Genomic DNA, 18797 nt, shown 5'->3' with positions numbered 1-18797 from the left:
TCAGGGCTTAGAGCTGGGTGAAAGCTGCGACGGCGGGATCGGAGCCGATGCGCGCGCCCGCCTCCAGTGCCGTGATGGCTGCCAGTTCGGATTCGGTGAGGGAGAGGTCGGCTGCGCCAAAGTTCTCGCGCATTCTGGTGGAGTCCGCTGATTTGGGGATCACGATGGTTCCCTGTGCCAGATGCCAGGCCAGGATTACCTGTGCAGGAGTAGTGCCGTGGGCTGCAGCCACCAACGCCACCTGCTCGGCGTTCAGGTCCTTGCCCTGCCCCAAGGGACTGTAGGCCTCCACGGCAATGCCCAAGTCGCGGCACTTAGCGGCCAGTGCGCCCTGCTGGAACGTGGGGTGGACTTCGATCTGGTTGACGGCCGGAACCACGGCTGCCTCTTTGAGCAGCGTGTCCACGTGGTCGGAGAGGAAGTTGGAGATGCCGATGGCACGGATCTGCTTGTCCTGGTACAGCTTCTCCATTTCTTTCCACGCCTGGGTGAAGAGGCCCTGCGACGGGACCGGCCAGTGGATCAGGTAAAGGTCGATGACCTCCAGCCCCAAGGCATCCCGGCTGCGCTGAAACGCGTCATAGGCTTCGCCCTGCTCACCGTTGCGGAGCTTGGTGGTGATGAAGAGTTCCTCGCGGGGAATCCCCGAGGCTGCGATGGCAGCGCCTACCCCTGCCTCATTGCGGTACGCGGCAGCGGTGTCGATGTGGCGGTAGCCGGCCTCAAAGGCATCTTCCACTACCCTCTGGGTTTCCTCGGCAGGTACTTGGAAGACACCGAATCCGAGCTGGGGAATGGTGACGCCGTTGTTCAATGTCAGCTCTGGCATGACGGTCTCCTTCGACGGGATGGTTATGGCGTTGACGCTCCAGCTTCTTGGTGTCCCTGGCGGGGACTGGTCAAGAAAGCGTTTTCGGAGGCCCTGTACTGAGCCTATGCAGTTTTGTCCACAGAGTCAGCAATCCAGCCTGATCCTGTTTTTCCTAGGTCTGGGAGTCCTACCCACAATGGTGGTCTTTCACACAGCCCGAACGGCAGAATGGAGGGATGGGTCAAAGCGCCGAGTTCGGTAAATTCCTCAAAGTCATGCGTGCCCGCCTCTCACCCGACGACGCCGGGGCGCAGGAGTCCGGCGGTGCCCGCCGAGTGCCCGGACTCCGCCGCGAAGAGGTGGCACGCCTTTCCGGCGTGAGCACTGACTACTACACACGCCTGGAACAGGGCCGGAACATCCACCCCTCCAAGGCGGTCCTGGATTCCGTGGCCCGCGCACTGCGCCTGGACGCGGGGGAGCAGGCACACATGATGGACCTGCTGGAACACTGTGCCAGCTCGGCAGGAAGCCCCGGCCCCGTGCAAAAGGTGCGGCCGGCCCTGCGGCAGCTGCTGGACGCCGTCGGAGATGTTCCCGCCTTGGTGCTGGGCCGCCGCGCGGATGTCCTGGCCGGAAACCGGCTGGCCCACCTGCTGTTTACCGATTTCGCGGCTTTGCCTGCAGCCGAGCGGAACCTGACGCGGTGGACCATCCTGGATCCGGCGGCCGGAGCGCTGTTCAGGGATTGGAAGACCGTGGCCGCCGAGGCCGTCGGGGCGTTGCGCATGGATGTGGGCCGGCATCCCAACGACCCCCAAACCAACCAGCTGGTGGGCGAACTTGCTGTCCACAGTGAGCATTTCCGTCAGTGGTGGGCCGGGCACAGGGTGGCCACGCGCTCCGCAGGTACGGTCCGGTTGCACCACCCGGTGGTAGGCGACCTGGAACTGAACTTTGAAACCCTGGGTCTCCCGGACGACCCCGACCAGCTCCTTCGGGTCTATTCGGCCAAGGCGGGTTCGCCGTCGTCGGACGCTTTGACGCTCTTGAACTTTGGCGACATGGGCACCCAAGCTGAAGTCCCCGCAACCGAACCCGCCCGCCGAGAAGGCAGTTAATGACAATCCGGAGCTCCGGAACTGTCATCAACTGCCATCTCGCGGGTGGGTAGAGAGGGTGTCAGCGCCAGAGTCAGCGCTCCAGGCGGAAGCCGAGCTTGATGGTGACCTGCCAGTCGGCCACTGCGCCGTCCTCGAGGTGGCCGCGGATTTCCTTGACCTCAAACCAGTCCAGGTTCCGCAGGGTCTGGGAAGCTGTTGCGATGCCATTCTTGATCGCGTCGTCAACGCCTTCGGTGGAAGTTCCTACAATTTCGGAAACGCTATATGTGTGGCCAGCCATGGTGCTCCTCATCAACGTCTTACGAATCTGGAAAATCCGGCCCGCCAGGCAGGCCGTCCAAGCAGACTAGCCCACGGATCTCCGTGCGGCCAGAGCCTGCACTGGCCTAGCTTTCGCGCCAATCATTGCTGGTGATGTGCGAACCGGCCTGCGGTCCCATCTGCAACATTCCACCGTCCACGGGCCAGGACGCTCCATTGACATAGCTCGACGCCGGGGACGCGAGGAAGGCGACGACGGCGGCGACTTCGCGTGCATCACCGGGGCGTCCCAGCGGAACTCCGGGCCTTTCCTTCTGTGTGGGATCCTCGTCTTCCTGCCCGGTCATGGGCGTCGCAATCTCGCCCGGTGCCACGTTGTTGGCGGTGATCCCGTACTCGGCCAGTTCCAAGGCCATGGTTTTGATGAGCCCGCCCAATCCGTGCTTTGAAGCGTCGTAGGCGGAGGCACCCACCCGCGGCTGGAATTCGTGCACGCTGGTGACGGCGATGATCCGCCCGCCGCGGCCGGCCTTCACCATGCGCTTCGCCGCGGTTTGCATGGCCACGAACGCCCCGTTGAGGTTGGTGTCCAAGGTGGACATCCAGGTTTGGAAGTCGAGGTCAAGGAACTTGGTGCCGTCACCGGTTCCGGAGTTGTTGACGAAGACGTCCACGCCGCCGAGTTCCTCAGCGAGCTGGTTGATTGCTTCTACCGTCCCCTGGACGTCTGTGGTGTCGAGGTGATGCACCACGGCTTTCTGGCCGAGGCCGCGGACCTCTTCCGCGGTTTCCTCTGCGCCCTGCTGGTCCGTGTGCCAGGTGATGCCTACGTCCATGCCGGCCTTGGCCAGAGCCACTGCCGTGGCCCGTCCGATGCCTGAATCCGATCCCGTGACAATGGCTGTCACCGGGGAAAATGGTGCGTCGCTCATGGTCCTGCCTTTCGCTCGGGTGATCATTCCGATAGATGTATCCCTACCCAGTGATACTGGGCATAAACACTCCCGGCACAAAAGGGTCATCCCGGCAGATGATGATGGAGTGTAGATTTTCTTGCAGCAGCACCCAGTGAATCCCCACAACCAGGAGTACTCATGTCAGAAGTTATTGTGGTCGGCGTCGACAACAGTGAGACCGCCAAGCGCGCAGCAGTGGCAGCAGCGAAGTTCGCCACCGCCCTCGGCGCCGAACTGCACGTGATCAGCGGCTTCTCCGATGACCGCATCGAAGAATTCGGCAGCGGCAGTGACCGCATCACCGTCTCCTCCGCCGACTCAGCGGAATACGTTGCCCGCAAGGTCTCCGAGGAGCTGGACGTTCCCGCCGGAAACATCAAGTACTTCGCAGCCCGCGGTACTCCGGCCAACGCCCTCATCAACTACGCCGAAACCAACAACGCCTCGCTGATCGTGGTCGGCAACAAGCGCATGAAGGGCCTGGGCCGCGTCCTGGGCAGCATCGCCAACAGCGTTGCCCACGGTGCGCCGTGCGACGTGTACATCGTCAACACGGACGTCGACGCGTAACCACCCGAAGGTAGGTAGCAGAGGCCGTTGTGGAAGTTCACAACGGCCTCTGCTGTTACTTGGCGGGTTACCGCGTTGGGTTCGCCATCTCAAGCACCTGCTGCCGGAGTCCAGTCACCCAGGAAGGTCTCCTTGGTGAACTTCAATGCTTCCTGGTCAGTGAGCTGGGGGTGGAACTCGTTGACGTACGCGCCGGGCCCCGTGTTGTTGTACTCAGCGAAGCGGCCCTCCGTCCAAGCATGTCCGCTCATGTCGGACCAGCCCTGCACCGCGATGTGGCTGCCCAGTTGTGAGTCGCGGATGACGGCCATGGGGTGGGCGTCGGGATCGCTGCTGGCAAACCAGGGGCGGCCCAGGCTGACGGTTCCTGGCGCGGCATCGGATGTGAGGGTGCTGTTCACGATCAGGAAGCCGTACGGGTTGGAGTTCTTGGTGCTGGGGGCAACGATGTAACCGTTGTTGGTGTCACTGCCACGGTTCAGGGAGTGGATGGTGCAGTCATCGAAGACTGCGGTGCCACGGCCGTAGAGGAAGTCCACATCGCCTTCGATGTAGCAGTTTTTCAGATACGTGCGCGCGGTCGCATCCCGGCCGGTGGTGTCAGCCAGGTAGGTGTCCTGGTTGCCCAGGAAGCGGGTGTTGTCGAACGATACCTTGTCCGCCACGGTCCTCACTGCGAGGGCCTGGCTCCCGCCGTTGACGGCTTCGTCGTAGGCATTCTCCACGGTGAGGTTGCGGACGGTGGTGCCCTCCGCCAGGACGTTGAGCGTTGCGCTGCCGGCTGCGCCCCACGTGCCACCGAAGAACTTGGCGCCGTTGGCTGGGAGATCATAGGAAATCACGACGTCGGACGGGTCACCTGTTGCTCCCTGAAGCGTCACGTTGGGCCGGTCGGCCCAGACATTGACCATTTCCCTGTAGAAGCCGGGCTTGATGGTGATGGTCCGGGGCCGGGTGTTGCCCACCGGAATTGAGCCGATGGCCGCCTGCACGCTGGCGAAGTCACCGGTGCCGTCCAACGCTACGGTGACCTCCGTCGTCGTGCTTGGCGTCTGGTTTTCGCGCGGTCCTGCGCCGGAGGAGACCAAGCCGGGAACCTTGGCGGCGTCGTCCTTGGCGTAGGCATAGAACTGCGTGGGGTCGAAGGCGCTGCCGACGCTGTCCTTGCGGCCACGCGTCGCATCGAAGATATTGTCCCTGTTGAGGACTTCCGTCGCTGGATCCTTGGCCACCACTGGATCCGCAACCGCGGTGAAGTAGTTGCCCTCCAGGACCACCTTGGCGGCGTTGCGGCCCATCATTCCGTACTGGCCAATGTCCTGCAGATAGTTGTTGTAGACGTGTGCCGCTGCGGTGTTGTCCAAACTGAAGTTGCGCTGGACGGTGTTGCGGATCCAGTTATGGTGGACTGTCATTTTGGTGACCGCGTTGCTGGTCCAGCCGACACCCAAGGCCTTGTTGTTGTCCGCGAAGACGTTCCACGAGTACGTGAGGTAGTCCGAGTCCTTGCGGGTATCGATCATGCCATCGCCCATGCGCTCAAACTTCATGTGGTCCACCCAGACGTGGTGCGAGGTATCCAACTGGATCCCATCGCGGTCATTGTCCGGGCGCTTACCGTCCCAGTCACCGGGAATGTAGGAATCACGGACCGTGAAGTTCCGGAAGATCACGTTGGACACGTTGATGAGCTTGAACCCGGCATTGACCAGTTCCACGCCCGCGCCGGTGCCAATGAAGCTCTTGTTGGAGGTGACGGGAATCTTCACGTAGTCCTGCGCGGTGATCCTGCCCTTGAGGAAGATGACCAGGGGTTCCTCCGCTGCGGCATAGGCCGCCAGCTCCTCCAGCGACGACGCACTGACGTGCCTGCCGGCCTGGCCGCCGGTGGTCCCGTCCAGTCCGTTGCCGGGCAGGGAAGCGAACCCGTCAGGGCGCTGCTTCCACAGAGCGGCCGGTGCGGACGACTCCGTACCGCTGTGGATGGGCTCCGCCCGGGCGGGCGCAGCGGTAAGGCTTCCAAGAATGACGACGGCGGTGACCGCGCCGAGCAGGCGTCGCAGGCGCATGCAAAACTCCTTTGTCTTGTCAGGTGGGGCTTCAGATGGAGGGACTACTTCAGCCCCGTGGTGGCAATACCGTTGATCAGGTACTTCTGCCCGGCAATGAAGAAGCCGATAATCGGTGCGATGGACACCACCGACATCGCAAACATGGGACCCCACATGCTCTGGCCTTCGGAGTCCATGAAGGCGCGCAGGGCCAGGGGGACGGTGTAGAGGTCCTGGTTCTGGATGTAGAGCAGCGGCCCGAAGAACTCGTTCCACGTGGAGATGAACGTGAAGATCGCGGTGGTGGCCATGGCCGGAACACAGAGCGGCAGGATCACGCGGATGAACGTCCGGAAGGGGCCGCAACCGTCGATCTGGGCGGCGTCGTCCAATTCCTTGGGCAGGGACTTCATGAACTGGACCATCAGGAAGATGAAGAAGGCGTTCGTGGCCATGAAGTTGGGCACGATCAGCGGCAAGTACGTATCCAACCATCCCAGCTGCGAGAAGATGATGTACTGCGGAACCAACAGCACGTGGCCCGGCAACATCAGGGTTCCCAGCATGAGGGCGAAGAACAGCTTCCGGCCCGTGAACTCCATCCGGGCAAAGGCATAGGCCGCCAGCGCGCAGGAGAAGATGTTGCCGATGATGGAGAAGATCACGATGACCATGGAGTTGATCAGGTACACGTGGAACGGCTGGTCCAGGGCGGTCCAGCCCTGTGCATAGTTTGAGAAGTCCCAGTTCTCCGGCCACAGCCCCAACTGCCGGAAGATGTCGTTGCTGGGCTTCAGCGAACTGGAGATCAGCCACAGCAAGGGGTAGAGCATTACCAGCCCCACCAGGCAGAGGATCAGGTGTCGCGAGAAGCGGGTAGCCGGCGTGCCTGTCAAGGCATCTTCGGGCTGTTCCTGCTTGGCCAGCTTGCGCTTGAGGGGTAGATCAAGGAGTGCCATGGGGTTGCCTTAATTGTCGTAGAAGACCCAGAACTTGGATGCGATGAAATTGATGGCGGTGAAAATCGCGATGATCATCAACAGCAGCCAGGCCATGGCCGAGGCATATCCCATCTCGAACTCGGTGAAGCCCTTCTGGTAGAGGTACAGGTTGTAGAACAGCGTGGAATCCGCCGGACCACCCGTACCGCCACTCATCACGTAGCCCTGGGTGAAGGTCTGGAAGGAACCGATGAGCTGCATGATGAGGTTGAAGAAGATGATGGGGCTGATCAGTGGCAAGGTGATGTTCCGGAACTGCCGCCACTTGGAGGCCCCATCAATGGAGGCTGCCTCGTAATACATGCCCGGAACCTGCCGCAGCCCGGCGAGGAAGATCACCATGGGGGAGCCGAAGGTCCACACGTTCAGCACAATCAGCGTGCTCAGCGAGAACTGCGGATCGGTCACCCACGCAGGGCCCTGGATCCCGAACAATCCCAGGAACCCGTTGACGATGCCGTCGTTGCCGAAGATGTAGCGCCACAGCATCACGATTGCCACGCTCCCGCCCAGCAGGGATGGCAAGTAATACACGGAACGGTAGATCGAAAGGCCCTGAAGCCCCCGGTTCAGCACCAGGGCAACCAGCAAAGCAACAGCCAGGGAGATCGGCACCGAGACAAACGTGTAAACGAAGGTGACCTTCAGCGACTGAAGGAGCCGCGGGTCCTCGAACATCGCCTGGAAGTTCGCGAGTCCCACGAAGTTGGGCTCGGTGAAGAGGTTGTAGTCCGTGAAGGCCAGGTACAACGAGGCGAAGAACGGAATGACGGTGAACAGCATCCCCAGGAACCAGGGGAGCAGGAACAGATACCCCGACCGCTGCTTCTTCCGCCGGGAAGGACGGATGCGGGGCTTGCCGTCCGTTGTCGGAGCCGGAGTGGAGGCGCCGGGAGGCTGTTTGGTCAGAACCGACATGGTGCCGCCGTCCTCTCAGGAACAGGTCCGGAGTTATTTGTTGATGGCTGCATTGCTCTTCTCCATGAAAGTCTTTGCGGCATCGGCGGGACTGACACGGCCGAACTCCACCTCGGTGGTCAACTGCTTGAGGGTGTCGGCCACAACACTGGCGCCCTTCGGATACACATACGCAGCAGGAAGTTCGTCTTCCTGGATGGCGGCCATCATGTCCACGAACGTCTTGTCATCGGCACTCAACTTCGGGGTGATGGCATCAGCCACCTCCGGGTTGATCGGAACACCACGCTGGGTGAGGACCTCGGCCGCGCCTTCGGCATCGTTTGTCAGGAAGTCCACCAACTTCGCAGCTTCCTTGGGGTGCTTGGACTTGGCAGCGATGGACCACAACATGGTGGGGTCCGCGGAGTAGCCACGGCGCTCGCCGGTGGTTTCGCCCGGAATGCGCAGCAGGACCACTTCGCCTTCGACGGCCTCGTTATAGCCGCGGAAATTGTTGATGGGGATGATCTGGGAAGCCACAGTGCCCTTGGCCAAGTACGACTGTGCCGGGGAACCACCAATTTGCTCGAAGAACCCAGCCGGTGGGTAGCCGCCGGCCTTGCGAAGGTCCACGCTGTACTGGAACCAGTCCTCAATGGTCTTCTCGCTGACGCCAAGCTTGTTGTCCTTGGTGTAGAAGTCCTCGCCGCGTTGACGGGCGAGGATGATTGGGCCGGTTTCGGTGGCGACGTCGTAACCGGCTCCGTAGACTTTTCCGCCGGTCTTCTGCGTGACTTCCGTGGCAAACCTGGCGTAGTCCTCCCAGCTCCAGGTCTTGTCATCCGGGATGGTGACGCCCGCCTGGTCCGTGATGGTTTTGTTCACCACCATGCCAATGGTGGTGACACCGGTGGCGAGGCCGTAGAGCTTGCCATCCACCTCGCCTCGGCTGAGCGTGGTTTCAGGGACCTTGTCCAGGTTCAGCTCGGGGAATGACTTGAGGTCGGCCAACGTGCCGCGCTGGGCGTACTCCAGGAGGCTGCGGTTGGCCATGGCCAGGACGTCCGGCGGGTTGCCGCCGGCGAAGCGCGTGGCGAGCTTGTCTGCGTAAGGACCGCTGTCCTGGTATTCGGTCTTGACGGTGATGCCCGGGTTCTTTTTTTCAAAGATCCGCAGGGCCGCCTCGGTCATCTTGGCGCGGTTCGCGTCGCCCCAGAACACGAAATTCAACTCCACGTTTCCACCGCTGCCCGACTGCGCGCCGCCACCTCCCCCGCAGCCAGTGAGGGCCAGGCCTGCCGCAACCACCGCGGCCCCCAGGACCATCCTGCGCGGGATAGGAGTGCTTGCTGTCTTCTTCATTGAATGACGCCTTTCTGATGTCCGTGAGTGGACGTGGGTGGTGGTTTTGAGCTTGAGAGTGCAGAAACTTTCTGCACCTTGAGGCCGGAGCTGGGCAGCTGAATCGGCTTGAGGGATCGTTTGGGACGTTCAAAAGTAGCGAGTAAACGATTTCTAGCAAGGAATCGCTGTGACTGTCAACACATCGGGGATGCATATCGAGAAATTACTCAAGAAACTTTCTTAAGATGTTGCCGAACTCTTTCTGTCGTGATTATGCTGATTCCCACACCAGCCAATGCCAGCCAACCCGCCGTGAAGGAGATCCAATGGGTAGCTTCCAACTACGTGGAACGCACGTGATGCAGGAGAATGCCGGACAGGATCTGGCCCCCCGCATGGCTCCGAGGCCCTACCTTCACCCCATCCGCTCGGGGGCCGGAGTGATACTCACCGAGGCCGCCCCCGAGGACCACCCGCACCACCTGGGCTTATCGCTGGCCCTCTCTGACGTGAACGGAACCAATTTTTGGGGCGGGTCGACCTACACCGGGAACGGTCCGGCGGTCCTCCCCAACCACGGGCGGCAAATCCCGTCGGGCTGGCAGCATCTGGACGGGCACTCGGAAGGAGACATCGCCTGGATCAATCACAGCGACCAGCAGGTGGCCAGCGAACGCCGGAGTTACTCCTATCAGGAGCATCCGGTTCGGAACGCGTGGAGCTTTGCGTTTGCCTCGGTGATCCGCCCCGCCGGTGCCGTGGAGCAATTGTCCGTGTCGTCGTCGGCCGTTAAGGGGCGTACAGGAGCCGGCTACGGTGGAATCTTCTGGCGCTTTCCACCCGGGGACGGCCCCGTGCAGGTGCTCTGTTCCGATGGGTCGGGTGTCGAAGCGGCGCACGGTTCCCTGTCCCCGTGGCTCTTGGTGGGACTACGGCAGCAGGGCAAGGATGCCGGCGTGATACTCGCGCAGGACCCCGGGCAGCTCCGTCCCTGGTTCGTCAGAACCGAAGGGTACGTCGGCGCAGGGCCCGCAGTCGCGTGGGACAAACCAGTCACTGCGGACCGGGACAAGCCCCTCACGCTCAACCTCCACGCGGTGATCCACGACGGCAAAGTGGCCACCAGCCACCACGCCCAAGAACTCCTTCAGCAGCACTTTCACTTCAGCAACTCACCCGACAGGACGACATGACAGCCCGACCCCGCGTGCCCGAATACAGCAACCCCATCCTGAACGGTGACTGGCCGGACCCGGATGCCGTCCAGGTTGAGGGCACCTATTACCTCATCGCCTCCAGCTTCAACCGGGTCCCCGGGCTGCCGGTGCTTCGCTCCAAAAACCTGGTGGACTGGGAGCATGCCGGGCATGCCCTTCCGGAACTGCCGCAAACCAACCACTACTCCCTGGTGCGCCACGGAAGCGGTGTATGGGCTCCCGCACTCCGTTATCACGACGGCAAATTCTGGATCTTCTACCCGGATCCGGATCACGGCATCTTCGTCCTGAGCGCGGAGAAGGCCGACGGTCCTTGGAGTGCGCCGCACCTTCTGTATGCCGGCCGCGGCCTGATCGATCCCTGCCCGTTGTGGGACGAGGACGGGCAGGCGTACCTGGTGCATGGCTGGGCGAAGAGCCGCATCGGGGTGAAGAACCGGCTGACGGTCCACCGGATGAGCCCCGATGCCACCCGTTTGCTGGACCACGGAACCCACGTCATCAACGGCGAAGACCTGCCCGGATTCACCACGTTGGAGGGCCCCAAGTTTTACAAGCGCGAGGGTTGGTACTGGATCTTTGCACCTGCCGGCGGGGTTTCCACCGGATGGCAGTCGGTGTTCCGCTCGCGGTCTCCTTTTGGGCCCTACGAGGAACGCCGGGTTCTGGAGCAGGGTGGTTCGCCGGTGAACGGCCCGCACCAAGGCGCGTGGGTCACCACTCCCGAGGGGCAGGACTGGTTCCTGCACTTCCAGGACCGCGGAGCCTTCGGCCGTGTGGTCCACCTCCAACCCATGGGTTGGGATGCGGACGGCTGGCCGTGGATGGGCACAACAGCGGACGACGACGGACCGGGAACCCCGGTTTTGGTCCACCCCTACCCGGCGGGTACTTCGCCGGAAGATGTGGCTCCTCCCACCAGCGACAACTTCAGGTCCCCCGGACTGGGGCCGCAGTGGCACTGGCAGGCCAACCCCAGCAAGGAGTGGCTGTCCACTTGTGGAGGAGGGCATCTGGTCCTGCGTCCGCAAGCCAACGATCCCATCAACCTGCGCGAACTCCCCAACGTCCTGGGCCAGATCCTCCCCGGCGTGCCGTCCACCTTTACCACCACGCTGGAACTGGACGATGTTCCGGCAGGTACCCGGGCCGGCGTCGTGGTTCTTGGCCAACGGTATGCCTGGCTGGGGATCGTACGGACGGGTGACGGGTATGTCCTGGGCAGCGGCACTGGCAGCGAAGGTCCGCAGGAGCTTCCCGTGGGGCGTGCGGTGGAGCTTCCGGGGCCGCGGATCGAACTTCAGATCAGGACGGACGAGACCCCGCGGGCCACCTTTGCCTGGCGTGTTGGTCCCACTGATCCGTGGCAGATCCCGCTGTGGGATTTCGATGTGATGGAGGGACGCTGGATCGGGGCTGAGCTGGGGATATTCACGGCCTCACCCTTGGGTTCGAGCCAAAGCGGCAGTGTTATCGTTGGACCCGTGCGGGTCGAAACTGCGCCGGTCCGCCGGACAACGGCTCCGCGCATTGCCGCTTCAGTTTCCCCATGAGTTCAAGGACTGCCCCGTTGACCGCCACTCCGCGCCCCAGGATTGCAGACGTGGCTGCGGCCGCGGGCGTCTCCGTGCCCACCGTTTCCAAGGTGCTGAACGGCCGTTCGCACGTTTCCGAGGCCACGCGTGCCCGTGTTCAGCAGGCCTTGGAAGAGCTCGACTACACCAAGCGGAACACTGCCACTGAGCCCGGACTGCTGCAATTGGTGGTGAACAACTTCGATTCCCCGTGGGTCCTGGAAACCATGGAGGGAGTGGAAGCTGCAGCTGCGCGGCTCGGCTACACCGTGGCCTACACGCGGGCCGTCAACGCCACCGTGGAGAACTGGCAGAAACTGCGGGAGCCCTCCGGCAACCGCCTGGATGGTGTGATGCTGCTGGCTCCGCGCCAAGGATCAGCCTTGGTGGACCAGGCGCGGGCACTGAAAATTCCGGCCGTCGCCATTGACCCCGAAGGTTCGGAGGGACTGCAGATTCCCAGCGTCAGCCCGGCGTCGTTCTCCGGAGCGTTGGGCGCGGTGTCCCATCTCCTGGGCTTGGGGCATGAACGCATCGGCATCATCACGGGCCGCGTGCACAGCCCCGGCCACGGCCGGGCGCGCTACGCCGCCTACGCCGCCGCCCTGCACGAGGCCGGGCTCCCGGTCCTTCCCGAGTTTGTGCGCGACGGCGACTTCAGCATCGAGTCCGGCCTTCGCCTGGGCGGGGAACTCCTGGATCTCCCCGAGCGGCCCACCGCGATCTTCACGGGCAGCGACCTGCAGGCCCTCGGAGTCATGAACGCCGCAGCGCAGCGATCCCTGAAAATACCTGACGACCTCAGCGTGGTGGGCTTCGATGACATCGCCCAGGCCGCCCTCACCTCCCCGCCGCTCACCACGGTCCGGCAGCCGCTCGCTCAGCTGGCATCGATGGCCGTGGGCATGCTCGCGGAACAGATCGACCAGCCCGGCCTTGGCTCCTCGGCAGCCCTCGAGGTGGCCACGGAACTGGTAGTCCGCGCGAGCACCGCCCCGCCCAACTAGCCCCGCGCTTAGTGGCCCTGGAACGCCTCCGCCAGCCACCACGATCCGCCGTCGGACGCGATCTTGGCGTCGATCACGAGGGGCCGGTCCTGCGTCCCGGCTTCGTAGGCCTCGATCCATGGGCGCACGGCTTCCAGGTCCGCAATGGTCCGTACGGTCACGCCTTCGGCGCCGAATCCGCGGGCTATGGCAGCGATGTCCGTTTCCGGGAACACGACGCTGGAGAGCTCGGCCTCGGTGTGCTCCGACGCGAAGTGGTGGACCTCGGCCCCGTACGCTGCGTCGTTGTAGACGATGCACACCAAAGGCAGTTTGAGCCTCGCGGCGGTCTCCAACTCGCTGATGCCCATCAGGAATCCGCCGTCGCCCGCGCCCAGCACCGGCAGCCGGTGCGGCTGGGCAAGCGCGGCGCCAATGGCCGTGTAAAGCCCCAGCCCGATCGCCTGAAACGCCTGGGTGAAGCAGAATCCGAACTCGTCCGGCACAGCGAGGTACTGGCTGGGGTAGCCCATGAAGTTGCCCGAATCCACGGCCACGATCCGCTCCGCCGGCAGCAGCGAATCCAGTTCCCGGGTGAGGACGCGGGGGTCGATGGACGTCGCCGTGGACAGATCTTCTGTGGAAACGTCCCGCCATCTGGAGCCCTGCTTGATGGCCAGGGCATTGGCTTCGGAGCGGTATTTTTCAGCAGGCTCAGGCTGCACGGTCCGCAGCGCCGGCAGGGCGTCAGCGGCAGTCAGTGCCGAGTCTCCCAGCAGCCCCAGGGTGATGGGCCGGTTGGCGCCGAGCGCGGAATCTTCGACGTCGATCTGCACCACGTTGGTGCCGGTGGAGATGAGCCGCCCGTGCCGCATGGTCCACATATTCAGCGCGCAACCCCACCCCACAATCAGGTCGGCGCCGCTGATGAGCTCCGCCGTCGTGGGCGAAGAGAAGCCGCCGGAAATCCCCAGATTGTGCGAGTCGCCGTTGAACAGCCCACTCGCCACGGCCGACGTCGCCACCAATGCTCCAGCATGCCGCGCTAATTCCAGGATCTCGTCCCGGGCGCCGCGCCCTCCGCGTCCGGCGACGAACACCGGACGTTCAGCGGCGGAAATCAGCGCCACCAACTGCTCAACGGCGGCAGCGTCCGGGCGGATCTTCAAGGGCTCAGGCACGACGACGGCACTCACCTCATCTGCCGTGGTTGAGGATGTGGCACTTTGGACGTCCAACGGCAAGCTCAGGACCACGGTGCGGCGCTCATTGACCGCGGTCCGGAAAGCCCTGACGGTGTCTGCCACAGCTGTGGCTGGGGAGTGGATGCGTTCAGCCACGGCTCCGACGCTGCGGGCCAGCCCGTCTTGGTCGATCTTGAAGTTGGACCGGATCGCTGCGGCCTGGGTGTCGGCGGTCAGCACGATCATGGGAGTGCGGCTCTTCGCGGCTTCACCGATTCCCGTGATGGCATTGCTCAGCCCGCAGCCTTGGTGCGTGGTGACCACTCCCACCTTGCCGGACATCCGCGAGTAGGCGTCGGCCATGGTCGCAGCACCGCCTTCATGCCGGGTGGCAGTGAAAGGGATTCCTTCGGCCATGAGGGTGCCGGTGACGTCGAAGTTGCCGCTGCCCACCACGCCGAAAACATGCCCGACGCCGAGCTTCGCCAGCGTCCTGCCCACCAGGGTGGAAACCCGTACGTGCTCGCTCATGCCTTCTCCACCGCATCTTTTTCAATCAGTGCGTACACGCGGCTGGGGCTGCCCGTGCCGCCGACGATCGGCAGGGGAGCAACCACCAGTGTGGCGCCCGTGACGGGGAGCCGGTCCACGTTGCGCAGTGAGGTCACGCCGTATTTGTCCGCGCCGAGCAGGAACGAATGCACGGGGAACATCGGATCCAGCGCGCCGGCCTGCCCTGCATCGATCCCCACGGTTTCCACCCCGAAACCGCTGATCGAGGCGTTACCGGCAAGCCACTTGGCACCTGCCGCAGAGACCCCTGGAGTGTGGGGTCCGGCGTCGTCCGCGTTGACGAAGGCCGCAGCGTCAGTGCCGCGGGCCGCCCATCCGGTCCGGAAGATGACCCAGCAATTCTCGGGGAACGCACCATGCGCCTCCTGCCACTGCTCAAAATGTTCCGGTTCCAGCAGGAAGTCAGGGTCCGCGGAGACCTCTGTGGTCTTGTCGATCACCACCACGGGACCCACCAACCGGTGCGGCTCGATCTGGTCGACGGATTTTCCGTCCTTGCCGGTGATCCAGTGGACGGGGGCATCCAGGTGCGTCCCCGCGTGTTCACCCACGGTGACGTCGTTCCATGCCCAGGCCGGGCCGGCGTCGTCGAAATTGCTCACCGGCGAGACGGACAGCCCCACCGTGTTCGCGAAGGGTTGCGGAAGGTTCAGGATGGGGGTTTCGGAACTGAGGGGTGTGGTGAGGTCGATGATTTCCACTGAACCACTCGAAAGGGCTGCAGTGAGCCCGGCCAGAACAGACATTGTTCTCCTATCGCTTGCTTGGTTTAAGTGCTGCTTGAAGACGCGAAAATCGTGAAGGTGGTGCGGTCAGTTTTTGGGCCACCAAGTGGCCCGAGCCACCGGAAAGGCCAGGACCGGGGTGGGTTGACGCGCCGATATGCCAGAGACCATCGACGGCGGTTTGGTGGCCTGCCGCCGCGGGGAAAGGCCGCCAGAGCAGGTTTTGGAAGAGCTCAGCGGAGCCTCCATAGGGGTCGCCTTTGACGGCATTGGGATTAGCGGCGGCCAGGTCCGTGGGAGCGATGATGTCTGAAGCGAGAACCGTAGCCTGGGTTCCCGGTGCGAACTGCTCCAGCCGGGCGAGGACCCGTTCCAGATAGCCCTGTTTCAGCTCCTCGGTCCAGCCTTCCTCCACTGTCAGTTCGCCGGCAGCATCACCCACGGGAGAGAACGGAACCTCCTGCAATTGCAGCCACAGCGTGGCCTTGCCCTCTGGAGCCCGGGACGGATCCAGGACGCATTGCTGCCCCACCACCACCGTGGGTTCGCTGGGCAGCAGGCCGGCCTCGGCTTGGGCGCAGGCGATTCCTGTGCTGTCCGAGCCGTTGCTGATGTGCACCAGGGGAACATCGTTGAGCCGGGGATCGACCCACTCCACGGGCTTGTCCAGGGCGAGGTGGATCTGCAGGGCGCCGCGGCCGTTCTGGTAGCGTCCGGCCGCCGCGGCGGTTCCGGCAGGTGGCTGGCGAAGGAGCTGGGTATAGAGGGCCTGCGGGGAGACGTTCGCCAACACCGTGCCGGACGTGACCACGCCCTGCGACGTCCGGACGCCGGTGACCGAGCTGTCTTTGCCGGAACCGCCGGAACCGCCGGAACCCACCAGGATCTCCTCGGCCTCGGCGCCCAGCATGATCCGGACCCCGTTGTCGCGCAGCAACGACTCAAACGCCTCCACGAACCTCGACGCCCCGCCTTTCACAATAGGGAGCCCGAAGCCGTGCATGCTCATGGCCATCACCGGCAACATCACCCCGCCGGTTGCCTGGTCCGGGCCAAGCCCTGCGTGCAGGAGCCACGGAGACCACAGTTGGTCCGCTTCCCACCCGTCAAAGCGGCTGCGGGTGTAGTTCCGGCCGCTCATGACCGCGTCCCGCACGAAGGCTTCGGTCCCGGAGAATCGTCCACGCCGTATGGCTCCGAAGGCAATCTTCGCCGTCTCCTTGAACGATCGAAGCTCCGCCCCGAACGCCCCAAAAACCGTGCCGGCGTTCCGCTCAAGGTCATTCAACATGGCCAGGTAGGCGGACTGGTCGCCGGTGACCTTGAACGCGGCAGCAGTCTCGCCCGGATCCCGATGTGCAATGACAACCCGGTGAACTCCCGTGGCCGGATCCGCGGCGACACTCGCGGTCACCGGGCCGGTGGTGTTGCAGTACTCCAGCCCCCTTGCGTGGAGTTCCTTGCCCAAAGCCGCGTAGGCGCCACCTGAGACGAATAGCGGGTGCCAGGAAGAGAAGGAGTCATGGATGAAGTCAGGCAGGGTCCGCTCGGAGGAATGAATGAAGCCTCCCAGCCGGTCCGAACGCTCGATGATGCAGACGCGCTTTCCGTCCATGGCGAGCTCAGCTGCCGCGACCAGGGAATTGATGCCCGAGCCAATGATCGCGACGTCAACGGAATCGTCCATTTCCGCTCCTTTCAGAAGTGCTCAGAAGGTGGCTAGAAGTCCGGGTGGCTGGCGGTTGCGTGGTATTTGCCGCCGTGGAACACCAGGGGAGCGCCGCCGTCGTAGTCGTATTTCTCCACTTCCCCCACATAGATGACGTGGTCGCCGGCGTCGTGCCGTGAGACCGTGCGGCATTGGAAGGTGGCCACCGCGCCGTCCAGGAGTGGGACGCCGGCGATGCCTTCGGTGCTGTCCGTGCCGGCGAACTTGTCGGTGGCGGGAGTGGCGAACTGGCGGGACAGGACGTGCTGGTCGCTGGCCAGGATGTTGATGGCGAAATGCGTGGCGTTCTCGAAGTCACCCAGGCTTGGCGACCGTTTGCTGGGGCACCACAGCACCAAAGGGGGCTCCATGGAAACTGACGTGAACGAATTCGCGGTCATGCCCACCTTCCGGCCGTCGGCAGCAACAGTGGTCACCACGGTAACGCCTGTGGCGAATTGCCCCAACGCGCCCCTGAAATCACGGACGTCGAAAACGGAGGTGTCTTCCTCTTTGCGGGCCTGCATGAAGTCGGCTGCGGCTGTGGGATCGAACCACCACGGATAGGACGTCCGGGGATCATCGAACCCGGCCACGATGCCCGCTGCCAGCGCCGGGTGTTCAGCGGCTTCGCTGAGGAGGGTTTTCTGGTGGTCCCGGCGAGGCTTAAGGAGGTCGTTGGTCCATTCAACCGCCCACTGGCCCCATCCGCGCCAGAACTCATCGAACGTCCGCTCCATCCAGTGGCGGTCGAACGGCTGCTGGCCCCTGCGAACAATCGCATCGAGGTAATACTTGGCGGCCAGTGTCGCATTGTTTGAGCCCTGCCCGGTGAGGGGGTCGTTGAGGACCACAGCGTCGCCGAGCCCGAACACCAGCTTCCCGTTCCCGAGCTCCCCGACGGCGGACCTCACCGTTGGCGTGATGCGCCCCAGCAGGGTGGCGCCGCTATCGGTCAGTTCCGCGTCGGCGAAGTTTTCGGCCTCGTGCGGGAAATGCTCTCGCAGGATTTCCAGCGATCGCTCCAGCTGCTCTTGCGGGGTCCCGACGTCGGTCCACCGGTCCATGGGGCCGCCCACCACGCCTTCGAACACCATCATGCGGCACGGCCCGGTGACGGTCAGGCCCGGGAAAGTAAAGAACTCGCCGACGCCGGGGGCCATGGACATGCGGATGGCGGCGGCGCTGTTGGAGGTGCCGTCCGGTGACGCGTCGCCCGCGACAGCACCGTCGTCGGCGGTGACGTAATTGTCGGCCGTGACGTAATTGAGCGCCAGGACCCGCTGGGGCCGGTCGAAGGGCGACTTTGCCCTGTCGCGCGGGAAGATCTGGCCGATCTCGCCCTTGCCGGTGCTGACAATGACCAGCTCGTAGTCGCGGGCGAGCTCTTCGAGCATGCGGGGAGTGACCTTCTCAATGCGGAAGTCACCCCCGGCGGCCACGAACGTCTCGATCCACAGGGCACTTTTGATCCGTTGGTCGATGGAGCGGGCAGGACCGTCCAAGGGGGCTTCCCATTCGATAGGTTCCTCAGCATCCACGCGCAGCCGGATGGAGGTGATGCCCGGGACGGTGCCGGCCTCGTAGAACTCCGAGAGCGCTGTCCCCATCTGGGCTTCGGCGTCGAGGGCGGTGGAGAACATGCACTGGCTGGACATGACTTTGCCGGTGCGGATCTGGGCCGCGGAACGGTCGGACAGGAGCGTCACGGCGTAGCCGTCCCGCTGTAGGCCCAAAGCCAGCTGGGCACCGGATTCCCCGGCCCCGACGATTGCTATTTTTCGCATGATTAAGTCCTTGCTGGCAGGGGTG

At 63.7% G+C, this 18797-nt stretch carries 16 protein-coding genes; 5 read left to right on the top strand and 11 right to left on the bottom strand.

The features are described from left to right. Positions 1-7: 7 nt before the first annotated feature. Positions 8-829, bottom strand: a complete 822-nt coding sequence (locus RQH14_RS02215) for an aldo/keto reductase (protein ID WP_311211703.1) — start codon at positions 827-829, stop codon at positions 8-10. 218 nt (positions 830-1047) lie between these two features. Between RQH14_RS02215 and RQH14_RS02210 the strand changes: the two genes are divergently transcribed. After that, positions 1048-1932, top strand: coding sequence for a helix-turn-helix transcriptional regulator (locus RQH14_RS02210; RefSeq protein ID WP_311211702.1), 885 nt, complete (start codon positions 1048-1050; stop codon positions 1930-1932). 73 nt (positions 1933-2005) lie between these two features. On the opposite strand, the gene RQH14_RS02205 is transcribed toward RQH14_RS02210, so the two are convergent. Both RQH14_RS02205 and RQH14_RS02200 read right to left on the bottom strand, forming a co-directional pair. Next, on the bottom strand, positions 2006-2215 hold the full coding sequence (locus tag RQH14_RS02205) for a dodecin (protein WP_011773002.1): 210 nt from the start codon (positions 2213-2215) through the stop codon (positions 2006-2008). Positions 2216-2321: 106 nt separating this feature from the next. Then, positions 2322-3128 carry an SDR family oxidoreductase gene (locus tag RQH14_RS02200; RefSeq protein WP_311211701.1) on the bottom strand — a complete coding sequence of 269 codons (807 nt, stop codon included), beginning with the start codon at positions 3126-3128 and terminating at the stop codon, positions 2322-2324. A gap of 162 nt (positions 3129-3290) precedes the next feature. Between RQH14_RS02200 and RQH14_RS02195 the strand changes: the two genes are divergently transcribed. Next, complete coding sequence (locus RQH14_RS02195; protein ID WP_024819067.1) at positions 3291-3722, top strand: universal stress protein; 432 nt, start codon at positions 3291-3293, stop codon at positions 3720-3722. Between the two features lie 89 nt (positions 3723-3811). Here RQH14_RS02195 and RQH14_RS02190 read toward each other — a convergent pair whose 3' ends face one another. The 4 genes from RQH14_RS02190 to RQH14_RS02175 are packed head-to-tail and all read right to left on the bottom strand — an operon-like array spanning position 3812 to position 9036. Then, a complete protein-coding gene (locus RQH14_RS02190) occupies positions 3812-5791 on the bottom strand; it encodes a pectinesterase family protein (protein WP_311211700.1) in 1980 nt (659 codons plus the stop codon). Between the two features lie 44 nt (positions 5792-5835). After that, positions 5836-6732, bottom strand: coding sequence for a carbohydrate ABC transporter permease (locus RQH14_RS02185; RefSeq protein WP_311211699.1), 897 nt, complete (start codon positions 6730-6732; stop codon positions 5836-5838). Positions 6733-6741: 9 nt separating this feature from the next. Then, entirely contained in the window at positions 6742-7692 is a 951-nt protein-coding gene (locus RQH14_RS02180) for a sugar ABC transporter permease (RefSeq protein WP_311211698.1), read from the bottom strand. A gap of 33 nt (positions 7693-7725) precedes the next feature. After that, a complete protein-coding gene (locus RQH14_RS02175; protein WP_311211697.1) occupies positions 7726-9036 on the bottom strand; it encodes an extracellular solute-binding protein in 1311 nt (436 codons plus the stop codon). A gap of 308 nt (positions 9037-9344) precedes the next feature. On the opposite strand from RQH14_RS02175, the gene RQH14_RS02170 reads away from it, so the two are divergent. Genes RQH14_RS02170 through RQH14_RS02160 form a run of 3 tightly spaced genes read left to right on the top strand, consistent with a single transcriptional unit; the run spans position 9345 to position 12816 of the window. Beyond that, positions 9345-10211, top strand: a complete 867-nt coding sequence (locus RQH14_RS02170; RefSeq protein ID WP_311211696.1) for a PmoA family protein — start codon at positions 9345-9347, stop codon at positions 10209-10211. Then, the gene (locus RQH14_RS02165; protein WP_311211695.1) at positions 10208-11788 is read left to right on the top strand and encodes a family 43 glycosylhydrolase; all 1581 of its coding nucleotides are present in this window, start codon (positions 10208-10210) and stop codon (positions 11786-11788) included. The genes RQH14_RS02170 and RQH14_RS02165 overlap by 4 nt, the downstream gene beginning before the upstream one ends. Beyond that, a complete protein-coding gene (locus RQH14_RS02160; RefSeq protein ID WP_311211694.1) occupies positions 11785-12816 on the top strand; it encodes a LacI family DNA-binding transcriptional regulator in 1032 nt (343 codons plus the stop codon). Before RQH14_RS02165 ends, RQH14_RS02160 begins: the two co-directional genes overlap by 4 nt. 8 nt (positions 12817-12824) lie before the next feature. Here RQH14_RS02160 and RQH14_RS02155 read toward each other — a convergent pair whose 3' ends face one another. The 4 genes from RQH14_RS02155 to RQH14_RS02140 are packed head-to-tail and all read right to left on the bottom strand — an operon-like array spanning position 12825 to position 18772. Further along, positions 12825-14510 (bottom strand): thiamine pyrophosphate-binding protein, encoded by a 1686-nt coding sequence (locus tag RQH14_RS02155; protein ID WP_311211693.1) that lies wholly within the window; start codon positions 14508-14510, stop codon positions 12825-12827. Then, positions 14507-15298 (bottom strand): cyclase family protein, encoded by a 792-nt coding sequence (locus tag RQH14_RS02150; protein ID WP_311211692.1) that lies wholly within the window; start codon positions 15296-15298, stop codon positions 14507-14509. Before RQH14_RS02150 ends, RQH14_RS02155 begins: the two co-directional genes overlap by 4 nt. 7 nt (positions 15299-15305) lie before the next feature. Beyond that, positions 15306-16964, bottom strand: coding sequence for an NAD(P)/FAD-dependent oxidoreductase (locus tag RQH14_RS02145; protein WP_311211691.1), 1659 nt, complete (start codon positions 16962-16964; stop codon positions 15306-15308). A gap of 32 nt (positions 16965-16996) precedes the next feature. After that, on the bottom strand, positions 16997-18772 hold the full coding sequence (locus RQH14_RS02140; RefSeq protein WP_311211690.1) for a flavin reductase: 1776 nt from the start codon (positions 18770-18772) through the stop codon (positions 16997-16999). Positions 18773-18797: the final 25 nt, after the last annotated feature.

The sequence above is a fragment of the Arthrobacter sp. WCS2018Hpa-7 genome (assembly GCF_031843805.1).
Taxonomy (GTDB): Bacteria; Actinomycetota; Actinomycetes; order Actinomycetales; family Micrococcaceae; genus Arthrobacter.
Note: the sequence above shows the minus strand (reverse complement) of the source record. Positions and strands in the feature narration are given on the sequence as shown.